Genomic DNA, 10580 nt, shown 5'->3' with positions numbered 1-10580 from the left:
CTTCTCAGAGAGGAAACACACCCATGGCGAACCCCTTCGAGGACGCGGACGGCACCTACCTGGTGCTGGTCAACGACGAGAACCAGCACTCCCTGTGGCCGGCCTTCGCCGAGGTCCCGGCCGGCTGGACCACCGTCCACGGTCCCGACACCCGGCAGGCCTGCCTCGACCACGTCGAGGCCAACTGGACCGACATGCGTCCCGCGAGCCTGATCCGGGCGATGGCCGAGGCCGGCTGACCTCCGGCCCATGCCGACGGGGAGGCCCGGGCCACCGAGCCCAGGCCTCCCCCGGCCCCGACACCCTTCCGCCCGACCCCCTGCCACCCGACCCACGGATGAGCCGCCCATGCCGCCCTTCCCCGCCGCCACCGCGCCCGCCGACACCTGGACGCGCACCCCGCTGCCGCGCCCGGCGGCCCGGCTGCGCCTGTTCTGCTTCCACCCCGCGGGGGCCGGCCCCTCCCTGTTCCGCGCCTGGCCCGCCGCCCTGCCCGAGGACGTCGAGCTGGTGGCCGTGCAGCTGCCGGGCCGCGAGACCCGGCTGGCCGAGCCCTGTCTGACCACCTACCAGGACGCCGTCACCCGGCTCCACGCCGCCCTGAAGCCCCGACTCGACCTCCCGTACGTCCTGTTCGGGCACAGCATGGGCGCCCTGCTCGCCTACGGCGTCGCCCGCGCGGCCCTTCGCCACGGCGACCACCCGCCCGCGCGACTGCTGGTCAGCGGCGCGGCAGGGCCCGGCTCCGGCCCCACGAAGCCGGGTCGGACGCGCTGGTCCGACGAGGAACTCGTCGCCAGCCTGCGGGAGATGGGCGGGACGCCCGAGGCCGTGCTCGCCGACCGCGAGCTGCTCGGGCTCGTCCTGCCCACCCTGCGGGCCGACTACGCCGTCTGCGACTCCTTCGACGAAACGGCCGGCCCCGCCGGAACGCCGCTCACCTGCCCGGTCACCGTGTTCGGCGGGCTCGACGACACCGTCACCCCGGCGGAGCTCCGCCGCTGGGCCGCCGTCACCACCGGGCCCACCTCGCTCCACACCTTCCCCGGCGGCCACTTCTTCCTCACCGAGGAGTCCGCCGCGAGCGTGCTGGCGACCATCTCGGCCGAGCTGTCCGGCTGACGTCCACCCTTCCCATCCCAAGGACCTCGATTGACCACGACGACCTCCGACGCCGGCCTCGCCACCGCGCTCGCCGACCTCCTCGTCGAACGCGGCTTCTCCCCGTTCTTCGGCACCCCGTGCGGGATCCTGGAGCCCTTCTACGAAGCCCTGGAGCAGAACGCGGGGCTGCTCACCGTGCCGCGCGAGGACGCGGCCATCGGCGTGGCCGCCGGGGCCGCGGCCGCGGGCCGGCTTCCCGTGGTGCTGATGCAGAACTCCGGGCTCGGCCAGTCCGTCAACGCCCTGGCCTCGCTCGTCGTGCCGTACCGCGTCCCGATGCTGCTGATCGTCAGCCTCCGGGGCGTCGACCCCGACCCGACGCCCGAGAACCTGGTGATGGGCCGCCTCACCGAGCCGCTCCTCGACGGGCTCGGCATCCCCGCGGCCCGGATCACCCCGGACCGCGCGGCCGACCAGGTCACCCGGGCCCACCGACTGGTCGCCGAACAGCAGCGGCCCGCCGCACTTCTCGTCACCCCTCAGCTCTTCGGATGGCAAGCATGAACAAGACCACGGCCATCCGCACGATCATCGCGGCCACCACCGACCAGCCGATCGTCTTCACCACCGGCTACTCCTGCCGGATCGCCAAGCACATCGCCGACCGGCCCAACCACTTCTACATGACCGGTTCGATGGGCCTCGCCGCCTCCATCGCCACCGGGATCGCCCTCACGACCGGCGCCACCGCCGTCGCCGTGGACGGTGACGGCAGCGTGCTGATGAACCCGACCTGCCTGGTCACCGCCGGCGCCGTCCCCGACCTCCCCCTCGTCCACCTCGTGCTCGACGACGGCGGCTACGCCTCCACCGGCGGCCAGCGCACACCCGCCGCGCGCACCGACCTGACGGCCTGGGCACGGGCCTGCGGCTACCCGTCCGCCACCTGCACCGACAATCCCGAGGAGCTCACCGAGCTGCTCAAGGCGGCCTTGGCCGGCTCCTCCCCGACGTTCCTCCAGTGCCTGCTCACCGAGCCGGACGACCGCGTCCCACCCCGGATCGATCTCGATCTCGCCGACCACCAAGCCCGCTTCACCCGGCACATCCGCTCCCTCGCACCGGCCGCGGTGGGCTGACGGACCACCCTCGACCGCCCTCCCCTTGCGAGGCCTCCGCGCAGGCTCGATCCTGAATGTGAGGCATGCCCACCGACCACACGGACCGACCGCAGACGGCTGCGGGGCTCGGCCGCCGCGGCCCGTGCAGGGAGCGGGTTCCAGATGAGGCTTGTCGTCGATCTCAACCGGTGCCAGGGGTTCGCGCAGTGCGTCTTCCTCGCCCCGGACGTCTTCGCCCTGCACGGCGACGAGGCGCTGCTGTTCTCCCCCCGCTTCGACGAGGCGCAGCGCGACCGGGTGGAGAAGGCCGCTGCCGCCTGCCCGGTCCAGGCCATCCTCGCCGACTACTCGGACGAGCCGACGAAGGGTGTGGAGCCCCATGTCGGCTGACACGGACGTCGAGGTTCTGCGGCGGGAGGGCCGCATCGTCGTCGTCGGTGCTTCGCTGGCCGGTCTGCGTGCGGCGGAGACCTTGCGGGAGGAGGGTTTCACCGGATCGTTGACGATGATCGGTGATGAGCCGTACGAGCCCTACGACCGGCCACCGCTGTCCAAACAGGCGCTGCTCGGGCGGGCACGGGCCGAGGACACCGCCCTGCCGCGGCGGCGCCGGATCGATGCCGAATGGCGTCTGGGCGTCGCCGCCGAGGGCTTGGACCGGAACGCCAAGCGGGTACGCCTGGCGAACGGGGACACTGTCGCCTACGACCGTCTGCTGATCACCACCGGGACCAGAGCGCGGCCCTGGTTCCACCCGGAACAGGCCGCTCTTGACGGGGTCTTCGCGCTGCGTACGCGCGACGACTCCGCGCGCCTGTACCGGAGGCTGACCGGGGGCGTGTCCCGGGTGCTGGTGATCGGCGCCGGTTTCACGGGCTCCGAAGTCGCCTCCGCCTGCCGGGAGTTGGGCCTCGACGTCACGGTCGCCGAACGCGGCCCCGCACCGCTGGTGGGCGCACTGGGCGGGGTGGTCGGCGAGGCCGCCGGCCGGCTGCAGCGCAGGAAGGGAGTCGATCTGCGCTGCGGCATCAGCGTCACCGCCCTGGAGGGCGACTACGTCGGACGGCTCAGGCGCGCCCATCTGTCCGACGGCTCGGCGATCGAGGTGGAGGTGGCGGTCGTCTCGCTCGGCGCCGTCCGGAACACCGACTGGCTCGCCGGCTCCGGGGTGGCCGCGGGCCCCCGGGGGATCGCGTGCGACGCCGGGTGCCGGGTCTTCGACGTCAACGGCATCGTCACCGACGACATCTACGCCGCCGGTGACGTCGCGCGCAGCCCGCACCCGCTGTTCGACTACCAGTTCCTGTCGCTGGAGCACTGGGGCAACGCGGTCGAACAGGCCGGGACCGCCGCCCACAACATGATCTGTGCGGGCCCCGAGCGCCGTCCCCACCTGTGGCTGCCGATGTTCTGGTCCTCCCAGTTCGGCGTGAACATCAAGTCCGTGGGTGTGCCCTCGCTGGGCGACCAGCTGCTCGTCGCCCAGGGGGCGCTCGCCGAGGACCGGTTCGTCGCGGTGTACGGCTACCGCGGCCGGGTCATCGCCGCGGCGTCCTTCGACGGAGCCAAGTGGCTGGGGTTCTACCAGCAGCAGATCGAGGCCGCCGCGCCGTTCCCGCCGGAGTACCGCGTGGTCGACCGCCGGACCGAAGCACCGCAGCCGGTCGACCCGGCGTTCCCCGACCCCCACCTGCCCACCCACGGGCCCACCGTCACGCTGACGGGCCATTCCCCGAGCGAGCGGCGTGTCGAGTTCGTTCCGCCGCATGCCTGACCAACGGCCCTGTGCCGCCCGGAGCCCTCAGGAGACACCATGACGCTCGGTAGCATCTCCGCGCAGATCGCCGACTACGCCAATCGAGCCGATCCGTACCCGCTCTACGCGGAACTGCGCAAGACACCGGTCCGGCGGGAGGACGACGGCACCTACCTGGTCAGCACCTACTACGAGGTGCGGAGCCTGGCCAACGACCCGCGGCTGAGCAACGACACGAGCAACCGTCCGGCCGGCTACGCCCGTATCGGGCAACCGGCGGCGGAGACCGGCCTGCCGCCCAGCTTCATCTTCACGGACCCGCCCGTACACGACCGGCTGCGCGACACCGTCAACCGGCCGTTCGGTCCTCCGCACAGCCCCAGGTTCCTCGACGGCCTGCGCGGAGAACTGGCCGGGGTCGTCACCGAGCTGCTCGACGCCTTCGACGGCAAGGACGAGGTCGACATCGTCGAGGACTTCTCCTACCCCCTCCCCGTCACGGCCATCTGCAAGGTCCTGGGCGTACCGCGCGAGGACGAACGGCGCTTCCACGACTGGGCCGACGCCCTGACGTCCGCACTCGATCCCCACCCCGGCGGCGACAACGGCCAGGGAAAGGCGCAGCGGGCACGCCAGGACATGGGCGCCTACCTGTCCGACCTGATCGAGACCAAACGCCGCCACCCCGGCCCCGGGATGCTCAGCGCGCTCGCCCCCGAAACCGGTCCCGGCGGCAGCATGACGCCGGCGGACCTGGAGGCCACCGCGGTGCTGCTCCTGGTCGCCGGCCACGAGACCACCGTCAACCTGATCACCAACACCACCCTCACGCTGCTGCGCCACCCGGACGTCCTCAAGCGGTTCCAGAAGGAGCCGGGCCTGGTCGTCCCGCTCATCGAGGAGGTGCTGCGGTACGAGCCCCCGGTCCAGTTCGTCACCTGGACCACCGCCCTGGCCGACATCGACATCGCCGGCACCACGATCCCCCAGGGCTCGCCGGTCTGGCTCATGCTGGCCGCGGCCAACCGCGACCCCAAGCGCTTCAAGGACCCCGACCGGTTCGATCCCGACCGCAAGGACAACCAGCACCTGGGCTTCTACACCGGCATCCACTACTGCTTCGGTGCGCCGCTCGCCCGTATCGAAGCACAGCTCGCTCTGCCCGAACTGTTCCGCCGGGTCAGATTCTCCCGGCTGCTGGAGGACCCGCCGCCCTACCGCACCAACGCCGTACTGCGCGGCCCGCGCCACCTTCCCGTGGCGATCGAGGGCCTGACGGCTTGACGCGGTGGAGCGGTTCGTCCTGCCGTGACCCCGACGCTGCCGGGGCCGACGACGAGGAGTGCCATGACTGCACCGGCGAGCACCGCCGCTGATGTCCTGGTGATCTTCGGCATCACCGGAGATCTGGCCAGGAAGATGACCTTCCGGTCCCTGTACCGCCTGGAGCGCCGCCGGTTGCTCCGGTGCCCGATCGTCGGCGTGGCCCGCCAGGAGTGGTCCGCCGCGACCCTACGGGAGCACGCCCGCCGCGCCATCGAGGACGCCGGCGAGACGATCGCCGAGGAGGTGTTCCAGCGGTTCGCGGAGCGCCTGTCGATGGTCTCCGGCGACTTCGGGGACCCGGGGACCTATGACCGCGTCGCCCGGGCGATCGAGGCCCGGCGGACTCCGGTCTTCTACCTGGAGATCCCGCCGTCGCTGTTCGGCCGCGTCGTCGAGGGCCTGGCCGGTGCCCACCTCACCGATCGGGCCCGGGTCGTCGTGGAGAAGCCGTTCGGCCACGACCTGGCGTCGGCCCGGGCGCTGAACGCCCAGCTGCGCAAGCTCCTGGAGGAGCGGCAGATCCTCCGCATCGACCACTTCCTCGGCAAGGAACCGTCGCTGGACATCCTGTTCCTCCGGTTCGCCAACTCCATCTGGGAGCCGCTGTGGAACCGCGACCGGATCCAGTGCGTGCAGATCACCATGGCCGAGGACTTCGGCGTGGCGGACCGGGGCAGCTTCTACGACCCGGTCGGGGCGCTGCGCGACGTCGTGCAGAACCACCTGCTCCAGCTCATCGGGCTGTTCGCCGCCGAGCCGCCGAGCACCTCCGCCGACGGACTGCGCGACAAGCGGGTGGAGGTGTTCCGGGCCATCCCGGCGGCGGACCCGAGGCACTACGTCCGCGGCCAGTACGACGGGTACCTGGACGTGCCGGGGGTGAGCCCGCACTCGCGGACCGAAACCTACGCCGCGCTGCGGCTGGAGATCGACAACTGGCGCTGGTCGGGCGTCCCGGTCTTCATCCGGGCCGGCAAGGCCCTCCCGGAGCGGGTCACCGAGATACGGGCCGTCTTCAGGCAGCCCCCCGGGCTCGGGTTCGCGCCGACGTTCGCGCCCGACCCGAACGAGCTCGTCCTGCGGATCGATCCCGACCCGGGTATCGACCTGATCGTGCAGGCCAAGCAGCCCGGCGCCCAGGCGACCCGGACGGTGGACCTGTCGCTGATCTTCTCCGAGGAGCTCGGAGAGGCACCGGAGCCGTACGAGCGGCTGCTCGGCGACGCCATGGAAGGGGATTCCAGCCTCTTCACCCGGGAGGACAGCGTCGAGGAGACATGGCGCATCGTCCAGCCGCTGCTGGACGACCCGCCCCCGGTGGAGCCGTACGAGCCGGGGTCCTGGGGGCCGGCCGGCGCGGACGAGCTGCTCGTCGGCCACCCGCGTTGGCGTGACCCCTGGCTCCACTCACGCTGATCCCCGCAGGAGCGTGCGCAGCGTGGTGAGGCAGGCGGCGATCGCGGGGTCGTGTGCCGTGTCGTGGCGAACGGCGATCTCGATCGTGCGGGCGAGGGTGCCGTCGGTCACCGGTCGCGCGATCAGCGCGGGCGGTAGGTCTGTGGCGGCCATGCGGGGAATCAGGGCGGTGTGGCCCGCGCTCCCGGCGAGAGCGATCATGGCGGAGAAGTCGGTGCAGATGTTCCTCACCTGGGGAGTGAACCCGGCTGACCGGCAGGCCTGGAGGACGGCGTCTCCGCACGCGGTCTGCGCCGGGGCCGTGGTCCACGGTGTGTCCGCGAGTTCCCGCAGGGCGATGGGAGAGCCGGCCGACAGGGCCGCGGGGTGGTCGCGGGGCAGGACGGCGACCAGGGGGTCGGTTCGCAGCGTCCAGGTTTCCACGCCCACGGGTGGGGACGTGGCCAGGTTGTCGTACCGGTAGACGAGGGCGAGGTCGGCACGGCGCTGGAGCAGCAGTCGTACGGCGGCCTCGGGCTCGGCCTCGGTGATGTGGAGCTGCACATCCGGACAGGTCTCTTCCAGTGCCCTGCCCAGCGGTGCGGCCACCGAGGCCAGGGCACTGGGGAAGCAGGCGAAACCGAGGGGGCCAGCGGGCTTCTCGGCCTCGGTGTGCAGCCGGATGCGGGCGCGCTCCAGAGCCGCGAGCACGTGCTCGGTGTCCCTGTTCAGCCGACGGCCCGCGGCCGTGAGGTGGATGGAACGGCCGGTGCGCTCCAGCAGGCGGGTTCCGGTCTCCTCTTCCAGCAGCCGCAGCTGCTGCGAGACGGCGGAGGGCGTGACGCCGTGGAGATCGGCCACGGCGGTCACCGTGCCGTGCACCTCCAGGTCACGGAGCAGAACGAGTCGTCGCACATCGAGCATCAGTCCATCTTAAAGACGAGTTGTAGGAGATGTAGCTGGACACGGGGGCACGTCCCCGGAGACCCTGGCTGCTCCAGCCCAGACCCCGAGCAGTGCCAGGAGAGTTCCGTGCGTGCCACCGTGATCCACGGCCCCAACGACATCCGGATCGAGGAGGTGCCGGATCCGGTCGTCCGGCACCCCACCGACGCGGTCGTGCGGGTGGTGAACGCCTGCATCTGCGGCAGCGACCTGTGGGCGTACCGCGGCGTGGCCACCCGGACGGCGGGCCAGCGGATCGGGCACGAGTTCCTCGGCATCGTGGAGGCGGTCGGCTCCGAGGTGCGGGACTTCCGCCCCGGCGACTTCGTGGTCGCCCCGTTCGTCTGGTCCGACGGTAGCTGCGACTTCTGCCGCGAGGGCCTGCACACCTCCTGCCCGCAGGGCGGCTTCTGGGGCGAGGTCGGCTCCGACGGCGGCCAGGGCGAGGCGGTGCGGGTGCCGTTCGCCGACGGCACCCTGGTGCAGCTGCCCAAGGAGACCGCCGGCGAGGAGAAGCTGCTGCCCGGTCTGCTCGCGCTGTCCGACGTGATGAGCACCGGCCACCACGCGGCCGTGACGGCCGGCGTGCGTCCGGGCGCCACCGTCGCGGTGGTGGGCGACGGCGCGGTCGGCCTGTGCGGCGTGCTCGCCGCCCGGCGGCTCGGCGCGGGCCGGATCATCGCGCTGGGCCGGCACGAGGCGCGCACCGCCATCGCCCGCGCCTTCGGCGCCACCGACGTGGTCGCCGAGCGCGGCGACGAGGCCGTCGAGGCGGTCAGGGAGCTGACCGGCGGCCAGGGCGCCCACGCGGTGCTGGAGGCCGTCGGCACCGAGGAGTCGATGCGGACGGCGATCTCGATCACCCGCGACGGCGGCGCGGTCGGCTACGTGGGCGTGCCGCACGGCGGCAGCGCCGGCATCGCCATCGGCCAGATGTTCGACCGGAACGTGTCGCTGCGCGGCGGTGTCGCCCCGGCCCGCGCCTACATCCCCGAGCTGCTGCCGGACGTCCTGTCCGGCGCGATCGACCCCGGCCTGGTCTTCGACCGCACCGTCGACCTCGACGGAGTCCCGGACGGCTACCGGGCGATGGACGACCGCACCGCGCTGAAGGTCCGCGTCGCCTTCTGACGTCCCGCCACACCCATGGCGCCCCGGGGCGGTGCCGCACACGAGGCACCGCCCCGGGCACCCGCTCCACCCTGGTCCTCCGTTCCGAGGAGAGTTGCATGAAGATCGTGATCGCCGGCGGCCATGGCCAGATCGCCCGGCGCCTGGGCCGGATGCTCGCGGCTCGCGGCGACAGCGTCATCGGAATCGTCCGCGACCCGGACCACAGTCGCGACCTGCTGGCGGACGGCACGCAGCCCGTGGTCCGTGACCTCGAGCGGGCGTCGCGCGAGGACGTCGCCGCGGTCGTGGCCGGGGCGGACGCCGTGGTCTTCGCCGCCGGGGCGGGGCCGGGCAGCGGGGCTGCCCGCAAGCACACCGTCGACCACCAGGCCGCCGTCCTCCTCGCCGAGGCGGCGCTGCGGGCCGGGGTGCGCCGGTACGTGATGGTCTCCACCCGCGGCGCGGGCAGTCCGCCCCCGGCACAGGCCGACGACGTGTGGGCGGCCTATGTGAACGCCAAGACCGCCGCGGACGAGCACCTCATGGCCCAGGACCTCGACTGGACCGTCCTGCGGCCCGCCGCCCTGACGAACGAGCCGGGCACCGGCACGGTCCGCCTCACCGCGGAGCGCAGCATCGGCGAGGTCACCCGCGACGACGTCGCCCGGGTCCTGGTCGCGCTGCTCGACACTCCTGCCACGGCAGGACTCGTCCTGGAACTCGCGGCCGGCGAACACCCGATTCCCGCGGCGGTGTCGCGCGCCGCGCAGGAGCGCACGGGCATGCCGCGGTAGCGGCAGCGGCAGCCCTGCGTCACACGAGTCGCCGACACACCCGAGGCCTTTGTAGGATCCCCATGGATTGGCGGCTCCGGGGGCGGAATCCGTCGCTGGCACACAGGGGAACGGGAGCCGTCATGGTGTCCGTGGGAGAGCGACTGAGCACTGCGCGCGTCCGGGCGTTCATCGGCCGGGACGAGCAACTCGAGCGCTTCGGGGAGGCTTTGACCGGTGATCCGCACGCGCCCTTCGCCTTCTACGTGTTCGGGCCGGGCGGCATCGGGAAGTCGACACTGCTGCGTCATCTGGCGGACCACGCCCGTGCGGCGGGCCGACCGCTCGTCGAACTCGACGGCCGCTTCGTCAGCCGGGACCCGGCCGATTTCGAGCGCGCGGCCGGCCCTTTCCTGACCGTTCCCGGCACGGTGTTGTTCGTGGACTCCTTCGAGCACTGCCAGTGGCTGGAGAGCTGGCTGTGGCACCGCTTCCTGCCCCGCGCCGCGGACGGCACCCTGGTCGTCCTGGCCGGCCGGCTCGCTCCGCAGCCGCAGTGGGCCGCCGACCCCGCCTGGTCCGAACTCCTGCACGTGACCGAACTGGACCCGTTCTCCGAGGAGCAGGCCCGCAGCCTGCTGGTCGCGGCACGGATCCGGCCCGAGCTGCGGGAGCGGGTGCTCCGCTTCGCCGGAGGCAAGCCGCTGGCGCTGTCCCTCGCGGCAGCCGCGGGATCGGCGGGCTGCGGCAGGGAGGAGATATGGGGCTCTTCTGCTCCATCTGTGGGTCGCTGAGGAGCGCCTGATGCAGTACACGCCGTCCCCTGTGCAGATCTTGAGGTGTCGAGACTCGTGATCTGGGGTGCAGGGAGAACGGCGTGCGGTTCACCACGGTATTGAACGCGTTGGTCGGATGCGCGCAGGCGGTTCCACAGGACGTCTGGTTCGAGGAGAGTCGCAGGTCATCGTGGTCGCAGTCCGGCCCAGGTCCCGGGCGCGTCGCAGCTGCGGGATCTGCGGCACCCGCTGCCCGAGGTTCGACGCCGGA

The 10580-nt window shown here is 72.4% G+C and carries 12 protein-coding genes; 11 read left to right on the top strand and 1 reads right to left on the bottom strand.

The window, feature by feature from the left end; all coding sequences use genetic code 11:
• The first annotated feature begins 23 nt into the window (after positions 1 to 23).
• From ACGF12_RS24555 to zwf, 8 genes are all read left to right on the top strand, one after another.
• The gene (locus ACGF12_RS24555) at positions 24 to 239 is read left to right on the top strand and encodes an MbtH family protein (protein WP_393033905.1); all 216 of its coding nucleotides are present in this window, start codon (positions 24 to 26) and stop codon (positions 237 to 239) included.
• A gap of 109 nt (positions 240 to 348) precedes the next feature.
• Positions 349 to 1122, top strand: a complete 774-nt coding sequence (locus ACGF12_RS24550) for a thioesterase II family protein (RefSeq protein ID WP_393033902.1) — start codon at positions 349 to 351, stop codon at positions 1120 to 1122.
• 30 nt (positions 1123 to 1152) lie between these two features.
• On the top strand, positions 1153 to 1668 hold the full coding sequence (locus ACGF12_RS24545; protein ID WP_393033898.1) for a thiamine pyrophosphate-binding protein: 516 nt from the start codon (positions 1153 to 1155) through the stop codon (positions 1666 to 1668).
• On the top strand, positions 1665 to 2243 hold the full coding sequence (locus ACGF12_RS24540; protein ID WP_393033895.1) for a thiamine pyrophosphate-dependent enzyme: 579 nt from the start codon (positions 1665 to 1667) through the stop codon (positions 2241 to 2243). Before ACGF12_RS24545 ends, ACGF12_RS24540 begins: the two co-directional genes overlap by 4 nt.
• Positions 2244 to 2387: 144 nt before the next feature.
• On the top strand, positions 2388 to 2615 hold the full coding sequence (locus ACGF12_RS24535; protein ID WP_393033892.1) for a ferredoxin: 228 nt from the start codon (positions 2388 to 2390) through the stop codon (positions 2613 to 2615).
• A complete protein-coding gene (locus tag ACGF12_RS24530) occupies positions 2605 to 3999 on the top strand; it encodes an NAD(P)/FAD-dependent oxidoreductase (protein ID WP_393033889.1) in 1395 nt (464 codons plus the stop codon). The genes ACGF12_RS24535 and ACGF12_RS24530 overlap by 11 nt, the downstream gene beginning before the upstream one ends.
• 39 nt (positions 4000 to 4038) lie before the next feature.
• Entirely contained in the window at positions 4039 to 5265 is a 1227-nt protein-coding gene (locus ACGF12_RS24525; RefSeq protein ID WP_393033886.1) for a cytochrome P450, read from the top strand.
• 63 nt (positions 5266 to 5328) lie between these two features.
• Positions 5329 to 6723 carry a glucose-6-phosphate dehydrogenase gene (gene zwf / locus ACGF12_RS24520; protein WP_393033883.1) on the top strand — a complete coding sequence of 465 codons (1395 nt, stop codon included), beginning with the start codon at positions 5329 to 5331 and terminating at the stop codon, positions 6721 to 6723.
• Here zwf and ACGF12_RS24515 read toward each other — a convergent pair.
• On the bottom strand, positions 6715 to 7626 hold the full coding sequence (locus ACGF12_RS24515; RefSeq protein ID WP_393033880.1) for a LysR family transcriptional regulator: 912 nt from the start codon (positions 7624 to 7626) through the stop codon (positions 6715 to 6717). The two genes, zwf and ACGF12_RS24515, sit on opposite strands and share 9 nt — an antisense overlap.
• 108 nt (positions 7627 to 7734) lie before the next feature.
• Between ACGF12_RS24515 and ACGF12_RS24510 the strand changes: the two genes are divergently transcribed.
• The 3 genes from ACGF12_RS24510 to ACGF12_RS24500 all read left to right on the top strand — a co-directional run bounded on the left by ACGF12_RS24510 (position 7735) and on the right by ACGF12_RS24500 (position 10327).
• Positions 7735 to 8778, top strand: a complete 1044-nt coding sequence (locus tag ACGF12_RS24510; RefSeq protein ID WP_393033877.1) for a zinc-dependent alcohol dehydrogenase family protein — start codon at positions 7735 to 7737, stop codon at positions 8776 to 8778.
• A 98-nt stretch (positions 8779 to 8876) separates the two neighbouring features.
• Positions 8877 to 9554 (top strand): NAD(P)H-binding protein, encoded by a 678-nt coding sequence (locus ACGF12_RS24505; RefSeq protein WP_393033874.1) that lies wholly within the window; start codon positions 8877 to 8879, stop codon positions 9552 to 9554.
• A 122-nt stretch (positions 9555 to 9676) separates the two neighbouring features.
• Positions 9677 to 10327 carry an AAA family ATPase gene (locus ACGF12_RS24500; RefSeq protein WP_393033872.1) on the top strand — a complete coding sequence of 217 codons (651 nt, stop codon included), beginning with the start codon at positions 9677 to 9679 and terminating at the stop codon, positions 10325 to 10327.
• Positions 10328 to 10580 lie beyond the last annotated feature (253 nt).

It is taken from the genome of Kitasatospora sp. NPDC048296 (genome assembly GCF_043201815.1).
Taxonomy (GTDB): domain Bacteria; phylum Actinomycetota; class Actinomycetes; order Streptomycetales; family Streptomycetaceae; genus Kitasatospora.
Note: the sequence above shows the minus strand (reverse complement) of the source record. Positions and strands in the feature narration are given on the sequence as shown.